Raw genomic sequence first — 20,722 nt, 5'->3', positions numbered from 1 at the left:
CCCTCAGCGGAAGGTGACCGGCAGACTGCCGTAGCCGCTCAGGAAGTTGGAGTAGATCGGTGTGGGCTTGCCACATACCTCGATCTCGGTGACCGACTCGGTGAGCGCGCCCAGCAACGCGAGCAGCTCCGCCCGGCCGAGGAACGCGCCGACGCAGAAATGCGGGCCGTGGCCGAAGGAGAGGTGCTTGTTGGGCGAGCGGGCCGGGTCGAACCGGCGCGGCTGGTCGAACACCGCCTCGTCGTTGTTGGCGGAGGTGTTCCACAGCGTCACGATGTCGCCCGCGCGCACCCGCCGGCCGCCTATCTCCATGTCCCGGGTCGCGGTGCGGGCGAAATGCATGGCCGGCGTGGCCCAGCGCAGCACCTCCTCGACCGCCGTGTGGATCGCGGCCGACCCTTCGCGCAGCGCCCGCCACTGTTCGGGGTGCTCGGCGAAGGTCTTCACCGCGCAGATCGCGGACACACGGGAGGACTCGTCGCCGCCGAGCACGAGGCTGTAGCAGTTGAGCGCGACCTCCTCGAGCGTCAGCGGGCGGTCTCCCACCTCCGCAGTCGCGATCATGCTGATGACATCGTCTCCGGGGGACCCGCGGCGGTGCCGGGCGAGGTCCATGAAGTAGCCGATGATTTCGTTCCGGGCCTCCAGGGAGTCCAGCCGGTCGAACTCGGCGGCGTCCGAGGAAAGGGCCTGCTTGTTCCAGCGCAGCAGTTTCTCGCGATCCGCCTCCGGAATGGAGAGCAGATCGCAGATCGTGTTCATCGGAATGTGCTCGGCGACCTCCGCGGCGAAGTCGAACTCGCCCTGCCGGGTGACGGTCTTGATGAGCTGTGAAGCCCGTCGCCTGGTCTTTTCTTCGACCGCGCTGAGGACGCGCGGGGAGAAGGCGCGCAGCATCAGGTTGCGCAGTTCGCGGTGGCGTGGCCGGTCCGTTACCGCGAGCATCTTGCCACCTGCCGAGTCACCGCCGCTCAGCAGGACGTCCAGCACGGTCCCGCGAGCGGAGCTCAGGGATCGCACGTCGGCGTAGCAGGACAGCACATCGGCGTGGCGGGCGACGACCCAGAAGCCGGGATCCCCCTGGTGCCAGTACACGGGCCGGGACTTCCGCACGTCGCGCCAGAACTCGTACGCGTCGTGCCGTACGAAGGTGGTCGCGTCGGTCAGGTCCAGCTCGGTCGGGGTGGTCATGCCAACAGCCTGTCAACGGCTCCGCCTGCGCCGGGAATCTCTTGCGCAGTTCTTTCTTCTTGAATGAGAGACGAAAGATTGCTGATCAGCCGGTCAATTCCGTGTCACGCTCGGGCGCGTGGGTCGTGGAACGTGCCGGATCGTCCGGCTGCGGCCGGCGGATCACTTATGACGAGGAGGCGGCGTCTTGAGCACTTTGAAGTATGCGGACTATCTCCACATGGAGACTCTCCTTTCACTCCAGGAGCCGCGGGCCCCACGCGAGGCCGGTCGTGCGGTCGTCCTGGCCGAGCAGTTCTTCATCATCACCCACCAGTCCTGCGAGCTGTGGCTGAAGCAGCTCGGGGCCGATCTGGACGCCGCTGCCGACGCGCTCCTACCGCCCTGTGAGACGCTCGATCTGGAGCTCGGGCTGGAATTCCTGCTGCGGGCCGTCGAGTTGATACGGGTGCTGCAGCAGCAGATGCTGGTACTGGAGAGGCTGCCACTGCGTTACTTCGCCGAGTTCCGGACCTATCTGGACACGGCGAGCGGCGCGCAGTCGGCGCAGTTCCGTCGTTTGACCACACTGCTGGGCAACAGCGACCACCAGGGCAGTCTCTACGAGGCCTTCGCGGCGGCGGTCGAATACCACGGGCAGTCCGTGCACGACATCTGCCGGCGTGGCGTGGAGGCCGGCGTGCTGCACCGTCTCGCCGAAGCGCTGGTGGACCTGGGGAACGGGTACTGGCACTGGAAAGTGGCGCACCTGGCGCTGGTGTCGAAGATGGTCGGGCAGGAGGACGGAACCGGCGGGTCGAGCGGTGTCGACTTCCTTGCCCGCCGAACCACCCGTCCCTTCCCCGAACTTCGCCGGCTGCGCGGCAGAGTGCACCACGCATAGCCTCCCTTCGGGGCCTTCTCAAGGGTGCGCACCATCACCTCCTCCACCCGGGCATCGGTGATGGTGCGCTGCACCCCTGTGCGCTTTTCGTCGGGCAGTCCCGCAAGCCGGTGCCGCAGGACACTGCTCCGCCGCCGGGCCGCGGCCCCCCGGTCGGTGTCCAGCCGCGCGGCCACCGCCGTGACGGCTCACGTCGCGGAACGAGATCTCAGGACCGGCTCACTGGCCGGCCTCGGTCTCCAGCGCATAACCACGGCCCCAGGCGGTGCGGATGACCAGATCGGTCGGTGACAGGCGACGGCGAAGGCGCATGATGTGGAGGTCGAGCGAATTCCTCGTCGGCCTCTGCACATGTTCCGCAAGCCTCTGTGAGAGTTCATGCCGGTACACCACCTCCCCGAAGTGCTCGATGAGCAGCTCCATCAATTCCGTTTGAACATTCGAGATGGTGATCGAATGCGGGCCGAAGCTGAGTGTTCCGGCTGAGTCGAGGGTTGGTATCTGCCGGTCGTCGAGTCGGTTCTGGAGAGCCCTGACCCGGGCGTCGAGATCATCCCGGGAGATGGGCGCTCGGACCCAGTCCTCGAAGGGGTCATTGCAGACCGGTGGACGGACACCCGCCTCTACCACGAGGAGACGGGGTACGCCGTCTCTTTTGCATCGGTTCCGAAGGTCTATTTGGGCCGGCCATCGGACGAACATGACATCACTGGTCGTGCTTCCCACAGTACGCGCCTCCCCGTCGACGCATAGATGGTTACTGTCATCGCCGGCCGACGGGGTTCTCCCGTCGGCCGAGCGCGTGAAGGTCCGCAGGTCGTCGCTGTGTGCGTCGGCTGCCACGGACTCGGCCCGCGGTGACGCCGCACTTCCTCAGGTCAGCACGGCGCACCACGCTTCACGACATGGCCTCAGCGGTCCATCGCCTCGCGGAGACTGCGCGGCCGCATGTCGGTCCAGTGCTCCTCAACGTAGGCGAGGCCCTCCGCCCTTCCGGCAGGTCCGAAAACGCTGCGCCATCCGGCGGGCACCTCGGCGAAGGCCGGCCAGAGGGAGTGCTGTTCCTCGTCGTTGACCAGCACGTGGAATTGACCGTTGTCGTCGTCGAACGGATTGGTGCTCACCTGTGTCCTCCAGATCTCGTTCCAGCAGTGGGGGGTCGAATGGGGTCACTGCGCTGTCCGCAGAATCCGGTTGAGCGCGCGGCTGATCTCCGCCGCGTTCCGCGGCCAGTACATCTCGTTGTGAGCGCAGGCGATGTCGATGCGCTGTACTCGGCCGTCGACGTGCCCCTGCCAGAGCACGTCCAGCTCCTCGTCCAGTTCCCGCTTGTCGTGGGTCTCCGGGTCCAGGAGTGCGTTGAAGAAGACGATGTCACCGCGGTACCGCGGTGAGGTGAACCGCCGCATCTGGTCCATCTGCTTGATGAAGATGGAGGAGGCGGTGGCAACCAGCGACGGGTACTCCTCCATCCCGGCCAGGTGTCCCATGTAGTTGGCGAGGAAGCGGCGGACCATGGCTTCGTCCAGGGCTTCCATGTCCGCGAAGTGGCTGGAGGGCGCGGCGTCCAGCAGTGCCAGGAGGGCCACCTCCTTTCCGCGGCGCTGGAGTTCGGCCGCCATGGCGTGCGCGAGGGTGCCGCCGAAGGACCAGCCCAGCAGGTGGTAGGGACCGCTCGGCTGGGCCTGGAGCACCTGCTCGAGATAGTCCTCGACCATCTCCTCGATGGAGCCGGCCGACGGAGTGGTCCCGTCGAAGCCGCGTGCCTGGATGCCGTACAGCGGCCAGGAGGGGTCGATGTGGCGGGCGAATCCCAGGTAGGGCCAGCTCAGGCCGCCGCCCGGGTGCAGCCACCACAGCGGGGGCCGGTGACCCTCGGTGCGGATCGGCAGCAGGACGGCGAACGGGTCCTCGAAGTCGGCCTCGGTATCGGCGGACAGCTGTGCCGCCAGCTCGGCCACGGTCGGGTACTGGAACACCGTGCGGATCGGAACGTCCACTCCCAGTTTTTCGTGGATCCGCCAGACGAGGCGGGTCAGCCGCAGGGAGTGGCCACCGGAGGCGAAGAAGTCGTCGTCGATGCCGATCCGGTCCAGGCCCAGCACCTCGGCGAAGAGCAGGGCGAGTTCCTCCTCGCGCGGGGTGCGCGGGGCCCGGTGTTCCCCGCCGACCGGGTCCGGCTCGGGGAGCGCGGCCCGGTCCACCTTGCCGTTCTCGGTGAGCGGCAGCCGGTCCAGGACGACGATCTCGGCGGGCATCATGAACTCCGGGAGCCGGCCGACGAGCCGCTCGCGCAGCAGCGAGGGCAGCCGGGAGGCGCGGCGGGAGACCGCGGGGACGTTCGACAGCCGGGCCGAGGAGGCGCCGACGGGCTGGTAGAGGCCGTCGCAGCAGACGGCGTCGACGTCGGGCAGGACAGCCGCCTCGAAGCAGTCACCCAGCTGGGCCGACCAGGTGCAGTACACCGCGAGCCCGCGCCGGGCGCCCCATGCCTCCAGTTCGGCAGGGTCGAGGGTGCCGCCCAGTTCGGCGGGGGCGCCCCACTCGGCGGCCTCGTCGGCCAGGCGGGCGTTGGGAACGCGGGTCAGGCGGATGCGGCCGCCGTGCCGGGCCAGAGCGGCCTCCAGGTCGGCCGGTTCGCGGACCTCCGCCGCCCAGACCACCTCGGGAAGGTCGCCGAGGTCCAGCGGCTTCACCGGCGCCTTGTGCAGCACGACCTCGTACCGGTGGCGGGTCAACTCGTTGTGGTGGGTGCCCTCCTTGAGGCGGATGTCGACGGCTACGGCGTCCGGCCTGGCCTCGGCCCAGCGGGTGAAGAAGCCCGGGTCGACGACGAGTTCCTTCTCGGCGAGGACCGCGCGCTCGACGGCGGCCTGCACGGCGGCCGGGCTGTCGGCGGGCTGTCGGCAGCGGTGCACCGCGGCGGCGAACGTGCGCAGGGTGCGGTGGTTGCGGACGTCGCCGAGCACGACGCGTCCGCCTGGTGCCAGCCGGTCCATCGCGAGATCGAGCACCCGGGTGAGGTAGTCGGCGTCCGGGAAGTACTGCACGACCGAGTTGAGGATCACCGTGTCGAAGTACCCGGTGGGCAGGCCGTCGGTGTCGTCGGCGGCCTGGCAGCGCAGGGTCACCTTGTCCGACAGCCGCCGGTCGGCGCCGGCCTGGGCGCGCAGACGTTCGATGACGGGCGCCGAGAAGTCGGTGCCCCAGTACTCCTCGGCCTCCGGTGCGAGCGGGCCGAGCAGCAGGCCGGAGCCGACGCCGATCTCCAGCACCCGGCGCGGGCGCAGGGACCGCACCCGCCGCAACACCGCCTCGCGCCAGGACCGCATCTCCGGCAGCGGAATGGGGCGACCGGTGTAGGAGCTGTTCCAGCCGGTGAAGTCCTCGCCGACCGTGTCGGTGCCGACCTCCGTCCCGCCGTACATGCTGTCGTAGATCTCGCGCCACTCGCCGACCTGTTCGACGGCGTCACGGCTGGTGGACGCGGAGCCGTCCGGCACCACGTAGGCGACCATGCGGCGTTCGCCCTGCCGGTCCCGGCGCACGGCGACCACCGCGTTCGCCACGCCTTCCTGTTCGCGCAGCACCGCCTCGAGCTCGCCCGGCTCGACGCGGAAGCCGCGCAGCTTGATCTGGTCGTCGCTGCGGCTGACGTACTGAAGGCGGCCGGCGGTGTCCCAGCGCACCAGGTCGCCGGTACGGTACACGCGCGCTCCGGGCCGTCCGGACGGGTCGGGCACGAACCGGGCGGCGGTCAGGCCGGGACGGCCCGCGTAGCCGCGCGCCACGCCGTCGCCCCCGATGTACAGCTCGCCCACCACTCCGGCCGGCACCGGCCGCAGCCGGTCGTCCAGGACGAGGAGGCGGCTGCCGTCCATCGGGGTGCCGATGGGCAGGGGGTCGGTGCACTCCGCCGCTGAGGCCATCCGGTGCCGGGAGGCGAAGGTGGTGCTTTCGGTCGGGCCGTAGCCGTTGACCACGGTGAGGCCGGGACAGGCGTCGAGGACCGCGCGAACGGCGGTCGGCGACAGCACGTCCCCACCGGCCCACACCTCCTCGACGGCACCGAAGCACGCGGCGTGCTGTTCGGCCATCACGGCGAACAGTCCGGCGGTCAGCCACACCGCCGTCACCTCACGCTCCGTGATCACCCGGGCGAGCTCCGCGGTGTCCGGCCGGCCGGCGCGGGCCACCACTGCCGTGCCGCCGCCGAGCAACGGCACCCACATCTCGTAGGTCGACGCGTCGAAGGTGTGCGGCGAGTGGACGAGGACGCGGCGATGGGCGCCGGTGCCGAAACAGCCGTCGAGTGCGAGGTCGACGACGTTCCGGTGGGTCACTTCCACGCCCTTGGGGCGGCCGGTGGAACCCGAGGTGTACATCACGTAGGCGACGGCGTGTTCGCCGACGCTCCCCACCTCGGGCTGCGAGTCGGGCAGCCCGTCGAGATCCTCCTCGGCGAGCCCCTGGTCCACGGTGACCGCCGGATCGAGGTCCGCGAGCAGGAAGTCGATGCGCTCGGGCGGGTGGGTCGGGTCGACCGGCGCGTAGGCGGCACCGGCTTTGAGGACACCGAGGACGGCGGCGACCAGCAGCGGCGAGCGTTCCAGCACGAGCGCGACGCGCGTGTTCGGGCGGGCGCCCCGGGCCCGGAAGTGGTGCGCGAGCCGGTTGGCCCATCGGTCCAGTTCGGCGTACGTCCAGGTGAGGGTGCCGTCCGCGGAGACCAGCGCGGTCGCGTCCGGGGTCGCGGCGGCCGCGGCGGCGAACCGCTCGGGAAGGGTGCCGGCCTCGAACCCGGCGCGGGCGCGGCCGCCCCAGGTGCTCAGCGCCGCGCGCTCGTGCTCCGCCAGGACGCTTGCGGATCCGATGGGCATGTCGGGCGCGGCCACCGCCTGGCGCAGGAGGTGCAGCCAGCGGTCGAGCAGCGTCCTGATCGTCCCCGCGTCGAAGAGTTCGGTGGCGTACTCCGCGAAGCCCTCGATATGGGCCGGTGCGTCTTCCTCGTCCCGTTCGGTCACGCTGATGAACAGGTCGAAGCGCGCGGTGCCCAGTGAGAACGGCTCCTCGGTCACGGTCAGGCCGGCCAGGTGGAACGCTGGCCTCGTGTTGTTCTGGAGCGCCAGGCACACCTGGAAGAGCGGGTGGTGGGCGGGCGAGCGTACCGGGTTGAGCACCTCGACCAGGTGCTCGAACGGGACGTCCTGGTGGTCGTAGGCGGCAAGGCTGCTCTCGCGGACCCGGTCGACGAGTTCGGCGAAGGAAGGATCGCCGGAGGTGTCCGCACGCAGCACCCACGTGTTGACGAAGAAGCCGACCAGGCGGTTGAGCGCCTCGTCGGTGCGGCCGGCGATGGGCGAGCCGATCGGCACGTCCGTGCCCGCGCCGAGCCGGGTGAGCAGCGCGGCGAGGGCGGCCTGGAGCACCATCGACACCGTGGCGCCCGCCTCCCGGGCCATCCGGCGCACCCCCTCGGTCAGCTGGGGGTCGAGTGCGAGCGGCACCAGATCGCCCTCGTACGAGGCGACGGCGGGCCGGCGCCGGTCGGCGGGGGGCGTGACGGTCTCGGGCAGGCCGGCCAGCTGGGTCGTCCAGTAGTCCAGCTGCCTCCGGTAGAGGCTGCCCGGGGCGTCGCTGTCGCCCAGCAGCTCCCGCTGCCAGAGCGTGTAGTCGGCGTACTGCACGGGAAGCGGTTCCCACGTGGGCGCCCGGCCCGCCCGGCGGGCCTGGTAGGCGGTGGTGAGGTCCTGGGCGAGCGGGAGGGCGGACCAGCCGTCGGCGGCGATGTGGTGCGCGCTGATGAGGAACACCGCCTCGCGCTCGCCGGTCCGCAGCAGCCGGGAGCGGAACGGGATCTCGGCGGCCAGATCGAACGGGAGCCGTGCCGCCGCCCGCAGGACGCCGGGCAGTTCGGCCTCGGTCACCTCGCGTTCCTCCCAGGGGACCTCGACCGCGGCCGGCTCCAGGATCCGCTGGTACGGCTGTCCGTCCGCCTCGCCGAAGACGGTGCGCAGCGATTCGTGCCGCACGACGACGTCGTGCACGGCGCGGCGCAGGGCAGCCGCATCGAGTGTGCCGCGCATCCGCAGGGCGAGTGCGACGTTGTAGGTCGCCGAGGGTCCCTCGAAGCGGTGGATGAACCACAGCCGCTGCTGGGCGTACGAGAGCGGCAGCCGTTCGGGCCGGTCCTGGGGCCGCAGCGGCGGACGGACGTGGTTCAGGGTGGTCAGGTGGGCGGCCAGTTCGGCGACGGTGGGCGACTGGAAGACGACCCGGATGGGGATCTCCACGCCGTGCTCGGCCCGGATGCGGCTGACCAGCCGGGTGGCCATGAGCGAGTGGCCGCCGACGGTGAAGAAGTTGTCGTCCACGCCGACCCGGTCGAGTCCGAGCACCGAGGCGAACAGCGCGCACAGCGACTCCTCCTCCGGGGTGGAGGGGGCCCGGCCGCCTCCGGCGGTGTAGTCGGGGGCGGGCAGGGCGCGCCGGTCGGGCTTGCCGTTGTCGGTCAGCGGCACGGCGGCGATCGGCACGATGGCGGCCGGGATCATGTACTCGGGCAGAGTGCCCCGCAGGTCGCCGCGCAGGGCGGGCAGCAGCGCCGCGACCGCGGCGGCGGCCGCGGGGTCGTTCGCCGGGGTGCGTTCGTCGGTGGCCGGCAGGTACGTGCCGGTGAGGGGGGTGCCGGCGACCGGGCCGTCGCGGAGGAGGACGACGTCGAGCAGGTCGACCGCGTCGGCCGACCAGGTCGGCACCGCTTCCCAGCCGTGCCGGGCGGCCCAGACGCGGATCTCGGCGGGGTCGAGCGGCGGCAGCTCGGGGGCGGGCGAGCCGTCGATGCCCAGGGCGCGGGCCGCCGCAGCCTCCTCGGTGAGGCGGGCGTTGGGGATTCCGGTGATCCGCACCGCCGGTTCGGACCGGTCGCGTACGCGGTCGGCGAGCCGGCCGAGATCGCCTTCCCAGGTCAGGGCGGGGACGCCGGCGAGCTGCCGCGGGGCGCCCTGCGGTGCCGTGCCCGGCTTGTGCAGCACGACCTCGTAGCGGTGCCGGGTCAGCTCGTTGTGGTGGGTGCCGTCCTTGGCGCGGATGTCGGTGCCGGCCGCCCCGGCCTGCTGTGCCCAGTGCAGGAACCACTCGGGGTCGAGCACCAGTTCCTTCTCCAGCAGGACGGCCTGGTCGATGGTGGTGCGCAGGACGGCCGGTGACGCGTCGGGGTGCTTCACCCGCTGCACTCCCGTCTGGAGCGTGCGCAGGGAGGAGGCCCGCCGGATGTCGCCGAGGACGATGCGGCCGCCCGGCGCGAGCAGGTCCCAGGCGCCCTCCAGGACCCGGGCGAGGTAGCGCTCGTCGGGGAAGTACTGCACGACCGAGTTGAGCACCACGGTGTCGAATCCGCCCCGGGGCAGTCCGGCGGGATCGTCGGCGGCCTGGCGGTGCAACCGGACCCGGTCGGCCAGGCCGGCCCGGGTCACCTGGTCGGTGAGCCGGTCGATCACCGCCTGGGAGAAGTCGGTGGCCCAGTACTCCTCCACCCGGCCCGCGATGTGCGCGAGCAGGAGTCCGGTGCCGACGCCGAGTTCGAGGACGCGTTCGGGCGACCAGCACAGGACGCGTTCCACGGCGGCGTCGCGCCAGGCCCGCATCTCGTCGAGCGGGATCGGCTCACCCGTGGCGGAGCTGGTCCAGCCGGTGAAGTCCTCACCGAATCCGTGTCCGCCGTCGTGGGAGTAGGCCTGGTCGTAGACCTCCTGCCACTCCCCCACCCGTTCGTCGGTGCCGTCGGCGCGACGCAGGGCGCCGGCGTCCGGGACGACGTAGGCGACCAACCGCACGTCGCCGGGCCGGTCCTCGCGGGCGGTGACGATGGCCTGGCGGACGGCCGGGTGCCGGACCAGGGTGTGCTCGATCTCGCCGGGCTCGACGCGGAACCCGCGCAGCTTGAGCTGATGGTCGGCGCGGCCGAGGAAGCAGATGTTGCCGTCCGGGAAGAAACTGGCACGGTCGCCGGTGCGGTACAGCCTGTCGCCCTCGCGCGCGCTGAACGGGTCGCGGACGAATCGCTCCGCGGTCAGCTCGGGCCGGTTGACGTAGCCGACGCAGAGGCAGTCCCCGCCGATGTAGAGATCGCCCTCGACGCCGACGGGGCACGGCTCCATGTCTTCGTCGAGCACGTAGTAGCGGGCGTTGTCGATGGGCCGGCCGTAGGGGATGCTGCGCCAGGCCGGGTCGATCTCCCGGACCCGGAAGTAGTTGGACCACACCGTGGCCTCGGTGGCACCGCCGAGGCTGACGATCTCCGCGCCGGTGAACACCCGGCGGACCTCGTCGGGCAGCGACAGCGGGGTGTAGTCGCCGGAGAGGAACACCAGGCGCAGGTCGTCGGTTCCCCCGTACCCGCCGTCATCCGTGAGCAGCGAGGCGACCTGGTTGAGGGTGGTGGGCACCGAGTCCCAGAAGGTGATCGGTTCCGTCAGCAGGACGTCCAGGAGCAGCTGCGGGTCGCGCTGCTGGACGGCGTCCGCGATGTAGACGCCGCCGCCGCAGCCGAGCAGGCCGAAGACGTCGAAGACGGAGAGGTCGAAGCCCAGCGAGGTGACACACAGGACGACGTCGTCCGGGCCGAACGCGAAGGTGCGGTAGCACCAGTCGAGCAGGTTGTGCACCGGGCGGTGGGTCACCGCGACGCCCTTCGGCTTCCCGGTGCTGCCGGAGGTGAAGATGATGTACGCGGTGTTGTCCGGACCCGCGGCGGGTTCCGGATCGTGGTCGGGGCCGGACGAGTGGACGTCGGCGAGTTCCACGAGTCGGGCGCCGTCCGGCAGGGCCCAGCGTTCGGTGTCCGGCGTGGACAGCACGAGGGAGCACCCGGCGTCGGCGAGCATGCCGGCCACCCGGTCGGTGGGCAGCGCCGGTTCGAGCGGCAGATAGGCTCCGCCCGCCTTGAGCACGCCCAGGACGGCGGCGATCATGGCCGGGCCGCGGGGGACTCCGACGCCGACGACGGTCTCCGGGCCGACCCCGCGTTGCTTGAGGTCCCAGGCGACGCGGTTCGCCCACCGGTTCAGCACGCCATAGCTCATGGTGCCGCCGGCCCAGCGCAGGGCGGTGGCCTCCGGGCGTCGTGCGGCCTGCTCCTCGAAGAGCAGGTGGACCGGTCCCGGGCAGTGGAGCGGGCGGCTGGTGTCGTTCCAGTCGACGAGTATCTTCCGGCGTTCGGCGGCGTCGAGCGTGCCGCCGGAGCGACCGGGCCCGGCCTCGGCACCCGCGCCGACGGTGGTCCTCGGATCGGCGACGACCTCTTCGACGACAGCCACGAATCGTGCCGCGATCTCCTCCACCGTGGAGCGGTCGAAGAGGTCGGTGGCGTACTCGATCTCACCGACGACGGAGCCGGTGGACTCGTCCGGCGCCAGGTTGAGGAACAGGTCGAACTTCGCACTGCCGGTGGGCAGCGGTTCCATCGTCACGGTGAGACCCGGCAGGTCCAGGTGCGGTGGGGTGTTGTTCTGCCACGCCAGCACGACCTGGAACAGCGGGTGGTGCGCGGTCGACCTTTCCGGCCGCAACAGCTCCACGAGCCGCTCGAACGGCACGTCCTGATGATCATAGGCGGCCAGCGCCTTCCTCCGGACCTGCTCCAGCACCCCCTCGAAAGGCCGGTCGGGGGTCACCTGGACGCGCAGGGTCCAGGTGTTGACGAAGAATCCCACCAGATCACCCAGCGTCTCTTCGGTACGGCCGGCGATCGGCGAGCCGACCGTCACGTCCTTGTCTCCTCCCAACCGGTGCAGCAGCACCACCAAGGCGGCCTGGAGCACCATCGCCGTCGTGACCCCGTGGGTCTGTGCCAACTTTTCCACCGCGGCCCGCAGTTCGGCGGACAGCCCGACCGGAACCGATCCGCCCCGGAAGCTCGCCACCTCGGGTCGGGGCCGGTCCAGGGGCAGGGCGAGCGGCTTGGACACACCCGCCAGTTCCTCGCGCCAATAGGCGCTCTGCACCGAGACGACGCTGTCCGGATCCTTTTCCTCGCCCAGCATGTCCTGCTGCCACAGCGCGTAGTCCGAGTACTGAACGGGCAGTTCGGGCCAGTCCGGTGCCGTGCCGGACACCCGGGCCCGGTAGGCCGTCGACACGTCACGGGCCAGAGGGGCCAGCGAGGCGCCGTCCCCTGCGATGTGGTGGATCACGAGGACGACCAGGAATTCCTCGTCGCCGCTCTGCAGGACGCAACCGCGCAACGGCACGTCCGTCGACAGGTCGATCCAGCTGCGGCTCACCGACGCCACCACACCGGGCACCCGCTCGGGGGCCACCCGACCCCAGTCCTGCCAGGGCAGTTCGATCTCGGCAGGGTCGAGAACACGCTGGTACGGCTGGCCGTCGGTCTCTGCGAAGACCGTGCGCAGAACCTCGTGGCGGATCATCACGTCGCGAAACGCCGCCCGCAGCGCGACCGTGTCCAGCGGGCCGTGGCAGCGCAGGAGCAGCGGGATGTTGTAGGTGGAGGAGGGACCTTCGAAGCGGTTGATGAACCACATGCGCCGCTGCGCGTAGGACAGGGGGGTCATGGTGTTTCCTACCTTTCGGTCATTCTCCGCAGCGGCTTTCGGCTGGAGGTCGGCATCTCGTGCCAGCGGGCGCTCAGTTCGGCGACGGTCGGGGCGGTGAACAGGATGCTCATCGGGATGTCCACCCCCAGTTCGGCGCGTACCCGGGCCACCAGTCGGGTGGCCATCAGGGAATGGCCGCCCAGGACGAAGAAGTCGTCGTCGAGACCGATCCGCTCGGCGCCCAGGACCTCGGCGAACAGCGCGCACAGCGTCTGCTCACGGGGCGAGCGGGGAGCCCGGTACTCGTCCCCGCCGAACTCCGGCCGGGGCAGGGCGGATCGGTCGAGTTTGCCGTTGGGTGTCAGTGGGAGTTCCGGGAGCGTCACGAACGCGGCCGGGATCATGTAGGCCGGCAGCCGCTCTCCGACCGCCTCACGCAGGAGTTCCGTGGTGGGCAGGCCGGTGCCCGTCTCCGGGACCACGTAGGCCACCAGTCGGCGGTCGCCCGGCTGGTCCTCGCGGGCGATGACGACAGCCCGTCGGACCGCGGGGTGGCGCGTCAGGGTGTGCTCGATCTCGGCGGGCTCGATGCGGAAGCCGCGCAGTTTGATCTGGTGATCGGAGCGTCCGAGGTATTCCACCTCACCTGTGGCCGTCCAGCGGGCGAGATCCCCGCTCCGGTACATCCGCGTGCCCTGTGGTCCGAACGGGCAGGCCACGAACCGTTCCGCGGTCATGCCCGGCCTGTCGTGGTAGCCGCGGGCCAGGCCCTCGCCGGCGATCCACAGGTCACCGGCAGCGCCGGGCGGCACCGGGCGCAGCGCCCGGTCCAGTACGAGGATCCGGGTGCCGGGGACCGGGCGGCCGACGGAGGGAGGCATACCGGAGTGGCCGGGGAGCGGACGGGCGGCTGTGGCGTAGATGGTGGTTTCGGTCGGACCGTAGAGGTTGGTGACCTCCGCGGCGTGCCGGCACAGGGTTTCGGCGAGCGCCAGCGGCAGGGCCTCACCGGTGGAGATCACCCGCAGCCCGTCGAGGCAGGCCGGCTCATGGGTGACCAGGCTCTGCCAGAGCGCGGGAGTGGCCTGCATGACGGTGATGCCCGACCGTTCGACGAGGTCGAGCAGTACCGACGGCTGGGTGATGTCGTCCTTGGCGGCCAGTACCACCCGGCCGCCGGCGAGCAGGGGCAGGAAGAGTTCCAGCACGGCGATGTCGAAGGCAACGGTGGCGCAGGCCAGCAGCCGGTCGTCCGGCGTCAGGGCGAATCGATCCTGCATGCCGGCCAGCAGGACGGCCAGCGCACCGTGCCGGACCACCACGCCCTTGGGCGTCCCGGTGGAGCCGGAGGTGTAGATGACGTAGGCGGCGTGGTCGGCCCCGACCGGCACGCGCGGAGCGTCGACGGGGTGGGGGGACCTGTCGGACAGGTCCACCCCGGCCAGCCGCTCCTCGTCGAGGACCAGCACCGGTGCGCTGTCCTCGACCACGGCCCGCACCCTGGCAGCCGGATACTCCGGGTCCACCGGCACGTACGTGCCGCCGGCCTTCCACACGGCCAGCAGGGCCACCACCAGGTCGGCCGAACGGGGCAGCAGCACCACGACCCGGGACTCCGGGCCCACGCCCTGACCGGCCAGCCAGTGGGCCAGCCGACCGGCCCGCTCGTCCAGCTCCCGGTAGGTCAGACGGAGTCCGCGGAACTCGACGCAGACCGCGTCCGGCGTCATCTCCGCCCGCGCCGCCACCAGGTCGGGGACGGACCGCTCCGGGGCCGGGGCCGCGGTGTCGTTCCAGCCGTGCAACACCTGTTCGCGCTCGGCGTCGGACAGCACGTCCAGCGCGCCGACGGTGGTCTGCGAACCGGCGGCGAACTGCCGCAGCACCCGCACCAGCCGGTCGGCGAGCGCCTCCACGGCGGTCCGCTCGAAGACGTCGCGGCGGTATTGGAAGGAGATCCGCAGGAGCGGGTCGGCCGCCGCGATCACGGTCAGCGGGTAGTGCGGCGGGGCGTACGGGCGGATACCGGTCACCACCGGTCGCGCCGACGCGCCCGCCGCCGAGCGGCCGGACCGGTCGACGGGGAACGACTCGAACACCACCAGCGTGTCGAACAGTGCGTTCAGCCCGGTCGCCCGCTGGATGTCGGCGAGCCCCAGATGGTGATGGTCCAGCAGTCTCGCCTGGGCGTCCTGGAGCCGGCCGAGCACCTCCGGGACCGGGTCGGCCGGCGTGCATCGCACCGCAACGGGCACCGTGTTGATGAACAGGCCGATCATGGTGTCCACGCCCGGCAGCCCGGAGGGCCGGCCCGCGACCGTGGCGCCGAACAGCACCTCCTCGCGGCCGGTGAGCTGCGCGAGCACCATGGCCCACGCGCCCTGCACCAGGGTGTTGGGGGTGACGCCCCACTCCGCGGCCCGGCGCGCCAGCCGGGTGGTGTCCTCTCCGGTGAGCGGCACGTCGATCTGCCCGCTGCCGTGGCCGGCCGGCCGGGCCCCCGGCGTCGTGGGCGCGAGCAGGGTCGGCTCGGCCACACCGGTGAGTTCCTCGGCCCACGCACGGGCAGAGCGTGCCGTATCGCGCCGTGACAGCCAGCTCAGGAAGTCCCGGTAGCCGTGCGAGCCCGCCGGTGCGGTGTCGACGCCGCCCGTCTCGTACAGCTCCATCAGCTCGCGCTCGACGAGCGGCACCGACCAGCCGTCGAGCAGCACGTGGTGGGCGGTGAGGATCAGTTCGGCGTGTCGGGGGCCCGACGTGACGAGGGTCAGGCGCAGCAGCGGCGGGCTGTCCGGGTGGAAGCGGGCGTCCCGCTCCTCGGCGATGATCTCCTCCAGCCGCGTGGAGGCGTCGTCCTCGCCGGTGAGGTCGAGATGCCGCCAGGGCAGCGGGACGCCGTCCACGACGACCTGCACGGGCTCACCGGTGGTGCTCGACTGGAACGCGACCCGAAGGTTCGGGTGCCGATCGAGCAGGGCCTGGCCGGCGGCCCGCAGCCGCGCAGGGTCCACCACGCCTTCGATCCGGAACACGAACTGCGTCTGGTACGCCTCGGACGCGCTCTGCGCGAGCATGGTGTGGTACAGCAGCCCGTCCTGCAACGGCGTGAGCGGCCATACGTCGCTGACGCGTCCGAAGCGCCCTTGCCAGCCGTCCAGTTCTTCCTGGCCGACGGTGACCAGCGGCACGTCGGACGGGGTCAGTCCGCGCCCTCCGGACGCGACCAGGTCCCGCAGACCGCGCAGGGCGGCGCACCAGGTGCCGGACAGGGCGCGGACCTCGTCGGCGGTCAGCACCCCGGTGGGGAAGGTGAACAGGGCGGTGAGGCGCGCCTCGTCGCCGGTACCGGTCACCAGAGCGTTCAGTTCGAGCGCGTGGGACAGCGGCATGTCCCCGGCAGGTGCGGCGACCAACTCGGGGCATTCGGGTGCCGGGGTCCATCCGGAACCGCGGGGCGGGTCCTGGACGGGTGTCGGCTCGGGGCGTTCGAAGGAGAAGTGGCCCAGGAAGTTGAATCCGATGTCGTCCGCCGGATACGGGCTCAGCAGCGCCGCGGTGTCCTCGTCGAGGTAGCGCAGCAGGGTGTAGCCGATGCCCTGGTCGGGCAGGGCCCGGCGCTGCTCCTTCACCCGCTTGAGAGCGTCACCGGCGGCGGTTCCTCCGGCGATCGCGGCGTCGACATCGATCCCCGAGACGTCGAGGCGCACGGGGGTGACCGTGGTGAACCAGCCGACCGTGCGGGACAGGTCCGCGCCCGGCACCAGCTCCTCCTGCCGGCCGTGCCCTTCCAGCCGTACGACCGTCGTGCCGTCGGTCAGACCCCGCCGTTCCCGGGCGAGCGCGAGGACGAGAGCGGTTAGCAGGACGTCGTCCGCGCCGCTGTGGTAGGCCGCGGGGACGGAGGTGAGGATCGCGTTCGTGAGGTCGGCCGGGAGCTCGACCCGGACGGTTTCCGCGGTGGAGGTGAGGTCCCGCCCCGGGTCGAGCGGCCGGGAGCCCACCGGTGTGACGGGGGCCGCCAGCAGGTCGCGCCACAACGACGCCTCCGCCGCCCGTCCAGGGCGGGCCGCCTCCTCCGCCAGGGCGTGCAGCCATCGGCGCAAGGAGGTGCCCGCCTGCGGTAACTCGGGAGTCCGGCCTTCCTCGACCTGGCGCCAGGCCGCGGCCAGGTCGGGCAGCAGCACACGCCAGGACATGCCGTCGACGACCAGGTGATGGGCCACGACCAGCAACCGCCCCGGACCTCCCGCGGCCCCCCGGAACCAGACCAGCCGGAGCATCTGCCCGGCCCGGGCGTCGATGCGCCTCACGGCCTCGGCGGCCTCGGCGCGCAGCAGGGTCTGCCACGCCTCGCCGTCCCAGTCCCCCGGGCAGTCGACCCGGTCGACGAGCGCGCCGGCGTCAGGAGTGCCCGGTGGTTGCACGAGCAGGCCGTCGTCGGTCAGCCGTGAGCGCAGGACGTCGTGCCGGTCGAGGACGGAGCGCAGAACCGCGGTGAGGCCCGCGAGGTCGACGGCTGCGGGCAGCTCCAGCACCAGCCACTGGGCGAGGCGGTCCAGGCCGGGGCCCCGCTCGGCGTACAGCCGGGCCATGGGGGGCAGCGGCAGCAGGCCGACGCCCCCGCCCTCCAGTTCGGCGAGGGCCGCCGGAGCGGTGTCGCGAGTCGCCGCCTGTGCGAGCGCGGCGACGGTGCGGCACTCGAACACGGTGCGTGGGCTGAGCCCGAGACCACCGGCGCGGGCGCGTGCCACCACCTGGATCGCCCGGATGCTGTCGCCGCCCAGAGCGAAGAAGTCGTCGTCGATCCCGATCTCGCTCAGGCCGAGCACCTCGGCGAACGCTGCGGCCAGGAGGCTCTCGTCACCCGTCCGGGGCGGCCGGTGGGTCCGACCGGTGACCTCCGGCTCGGGCAGCCCGGCCCGGTCCAGCTTGCCGTTCGCGGTCAACGGCATGCGGTCCAGCGCGACGAATACGGCGGGCACCAGGTGGGCGGGCAGCCTGGTCGCCACGAAGCCCCGCAGCTCGGCGATGTCCAGGCCAGCGTGCAGGTCCCAGTCGGTACCGGTCCCACCACTGCGGCCGGAGGTGGCCGGGACGACGTAGGCGACGAGCTGCGCGGCTCCGTCCCCGCCTCGGCCGGGCCGGGCGACGACGGCCGCCCCGAGCACTCCGGGGTGGTCGGTCAGGGTGTCCTCGATCTCCTGGGGCTCGACCCGGAAACCGCGGAGCTTGACCTGGTGGTCGGCGCGGCCGGCGAACTCCAGCTCGCCGTCGGCGTTCCAGCGCGCCAGGTCGCCGGTCCGGTACATGCGGCGCCCGGGTTCCCCGAACGGGCAGGCCACGAAGCGCTCCGCGGTCAGGGCGCGGCGGTCGTGGTAGCCCCGGGCGAGTCCGGCGCCCGCGATGTAGAGGTCGCCGAAGGCGCCCGGCGGCAGCGGTCGCAGCCGGCTGTCCAGGACGAAGAGCGCGGTGTTCCAGATCGGGGTGCCGATCGGTATCGTCCGTGCCCCGGGCCGGTACTGCCACGCGGTGACGTCCACGGCCGCCTCGGTCGGCCCGTAGAGGTTGTGCAGCGGCACGCCGAAGGTCCGGTGGAACCGCGCTGCCAGCTCGGCCGGCAGGGCCTCTCCGCTGCACACGACGCGGCGCAGACCGGTGCACGCGGCAGCCGTCTCCTCGGTGACGAACTCGGCCAGCATCGACGGGACGAAGTGCACCGTGGTGACGCCGGCCCGCCGGATCACTTCGGCGAGGTAGCCCGGGTCGCGATGCCCGTCCGGCCGGGCGACCACCAGGGTGGCGCCGGTGATCAGCGGCCAGAAGAACTCCCAGACGGACACGTCGAACGAGGCGGACGTCTTCTGCAGGACCCGGTCGGTTCCGTCGAGCCGGAAGCGGTCCTGCATCCAGAGCAGCCGGTTGACGATCGCGGCGTGCGTGACGACGGCGCCCTTCGGCCGTCCGGTCGATCCCGAGGTGTAGATCATGTACGCGGGCTGGTCGACACGGTGCGGGGCGGGCGTGGCGGGCCCTTCCGTGAGCGGGACGTCGTCGACCATGACCACGGGGACTTCCGTCCGGGGCAGCCGGTCCGCGGTGTCCTTGACCGTCAGCAGAAGCGCGGGTCCGGCGTCGGCGAGCATGAACTCGACCCTCGCGGCCGGGTAGTCCGGGTCGACGGGGACATAGGCGGCGCCCGCCTTGAGGACCGCGACCAGGGCGACGACCAGCTCCGGGGAACGGGGCACCGCGACCGCGACGAACCGCTCCGGCCCGGCGCCCCGTTCGGTCAGCAGGCGGGCCAGCCGGCCGGACCTCTCGGCCAGCTCCCGGTAGGTCACCACGGTGTCCTCGAAGGTCACCGCGACGGCGTCCGGGGTGGCACGGGCCTGCCGGTCCAGCAGTTCGGTCAGGGTCGTCGGCGGCGGGGTCACCGTGGGTCCGGCGTACTCGGTGAGCAGCGCGCCGCGTTCGGCGGGGTGCAGTGCGGAGACGGTCCCGACCTGGGCATGCGGGTCGGCCAGGGCCGCACGCAGGAACGTCACGAAGCGCTCGGCGAGCCCGGCGACGTCCTGGTCGTCGTAGTCCGCCCGAGGCGCGTCGAACCGGACGTACAGGTCGCTGTCCGCCCTTCCGTCGGTGTAGACGCAGACCATCACCTCGTCGATCACGCCGAACGTGCCACCGGCGAAGTGGGCCGTGGCGCCGTCCAGGTCGAGTGCTTCGACGGAGGGGAGCACGTTGACGACGGCGCCGAACGGGCTGCGCACGTCGCCGGCGCGGCCGGTGGCCCGTTTGATCAGGGAGACGTCATGCCGGGCGTGCCGCAGGACACGGAGCCGCTCCCGGCCGAGCGCCTCGGCCAGTTCCACGAAGTCGGCCGAGGGATCCACCCGCGAGCGCAGCGGCACCCGGTTGGAGAGCAGGCCGAGGGAGCGGCGCAGTGCGCCGACGCGGTGATTGACGGTGATGGTCAGCAGCGGCTCGGACAGACCGCACATGTGCCCCAGGAACGCGGTGGCGGCCGAGGTGATCAGGTCGGGTACCGAGGTCCCGGCTGCGGCGGAGGCGTTCCCCCAGGCGGCCAGTTCGGCGGCCGGGACCGTCGCGGTGCGGGTGGCCATCCCCTGCGGTGCGGTGAGGCCGTCCCAGTACCCGGGCTCGCTCTCCGGGGCGTCGGCGCCGGGACGGACACCGGCGGGAAGACGGGCGGCGGGCCGTTCTTCGGCGAGGTAGTCGCGCCAGAACCGCTCGGCGTCGGCGAACCGCTCCGAAGCCCGGTAGGCGGCGTCCTTCGCCGCCGCGTCCTCCGGCGGGGTCGGAGCGCCCTCCGGCACCGCGGAGCCGGCGCGCAGCGCGCGGTAGATCTCGGCGATCCGCCGGGAGAACAGGGTGAGAACGCCGAAAGCGTCGGTGAGGATGTGGTGGAAGACGAGCACGAGCAGGTGGTGGCCGGGGGCCAGCCGGATCGAGCCGATCCGCAGCAGTGCTTCCCCGGTCAGGTCGAAGGGCCGGCCCACGAGATCGGCGACGACGGCGCGGGCCGCGGCGGCCGGGTCGGCGGCGTCAGCGACGTCGAGGCGGAACGGCTCCCACGCCCCGAGGTCCCGGGCGATGGCTCGCAGCCCGTCGTCGTCGCGGCGAAAGTTCACCGTCAGGGCGTCGGCTTCCGCCACCGCCGCCCGCAGGGCCGCGTCGAGCAGGGCGGTGTCCAGGTCACCGTCGATGTCCCAGAGAGTCGCCACGTTGTTCGGTACGGCCGGTGCGAATTCCTGCGCGAGCCACATGGCTTCCTGCGCGGATGTGACGCCGGTACAACCCATCCAGATGCCCCCACAAAAGTGGTTTTCCCGGTCAACTGCCCATTGCCGTACCAATGCTTGTCGCGGCCCATCGGGCTGATCAACTGGGGTGAAAGATATTGGCCAGAGACTGAACGGGACTTGGCCATTACTCGAAGAAATTCCGCCAGACTGCTCGAGACCCCGGTCATCTGTCCCACCACGACCGCCATCGCAGGACGCTTCGGTCCCGGGCGATCGGTGCTGCCGGACGGCCGGGTGGGGACAGCGAGCCGGGGCAACCCGACGAA

The 20,722-nt window shown here is 71.7% G+C and carries 6 protein-coding genes; 1 reads left to right on the top strand and 5 read right to left on the bottom strand.

Annotated elements, in window-relative coordinates; translation table 11 throughout:
* Positions 1-3: 3 nt before the first annotated feature.
* Positions 4-1,191, bottom strand: coding sequence for a cytochrome P450 (locus AC067U_RS15545; RefSeq protein WP_478830210.1), 1,188 nt, complete (start codon positions 1,189-1,191; stop codon positions 4-6).
* 187 nt (positions 1,192-1,378) lie between these two features.
* Between AC067U_RS15545 and AC067U_RS15540 the strand changes: the two genes are divergently transcribed.
* A complete protein-coding gene (locus tag AC067U_RS15540) occupies positions 1,379-2,074 on the top strand; it encodes a tryptophan 2,3-dioxygenase family protein (RefSeq protein ID WP_478830209.1) in 696 nt (231 codons plus the stop codon).
* A gap of 219 nt (positions 2,075-2,293) precedes the next feature.
* On the opposite strand, the gene AC067U_RS15535 is transcribed toward AC067U_RS15540, so the two are convergent.
* The 4 genes from AC067U_RS15535 to AC067U_RS15520 all read right to left on the bottom strand — a co-directional run bounded on the left by AC067U_RS15535 (position 2,294) and on the right by AC067U_RS15520 (position 20,453).
* Positions 2,294-2,917: a helix-turn-helix domain-containing protein gene (locus AC067U_RS15535; protein WP_478830208.1), complete on the bottom strand. Its 624-nt coding sequence runs from the start codon at positions 2,915-2,917 to the stop codon at positions 2,294-2,296.
* A gap of 68 nt (positions 2,918-2,985) precedes the next feature.
* Positions 2,986-3,198, bottom strand: coding sequence for an MbtH family protein (locus tag AC067U_RS15530; RefSeq protein ID WP_478830207.1), 213 nt, complete (start codon positions 3,196-3,198; stop codon positions 2,986-2,988).
* 45 nt (positions 3,199-3,243) lie between these two features.
* Positions 3,244-12,648: an amino acid adenylation domain-containing protein gene (locus AC067U_RS15525; RefSeq protein WP_478830206.1), complete on the bottom strand. Its 9,405-nt coding sequence runs from the start codon at positions 12,646-12,648 to the stop codon at positions 3,244-3,246.
* 8 nt (positions 12,649-12,656) lie between these two features.
* Entirely contained in the window at positions 12,657-20,453 is a 7,797-nt protein-coding gene (locus AC067U_RS15520; RefSeq protein ID WP_478830205.1) for an amino acid adenylation domain-containing protein, read from the bottom strand.
* Positions 20,454-20,722: the final 269 nt, after the last annotated feature.

Source organism: Streptomyces sp. NPDC043853 (genome assembly GCF_056436025.1).
This window is presented reverse-complemented; position numbering and strand designations above follow the sequence as displayed.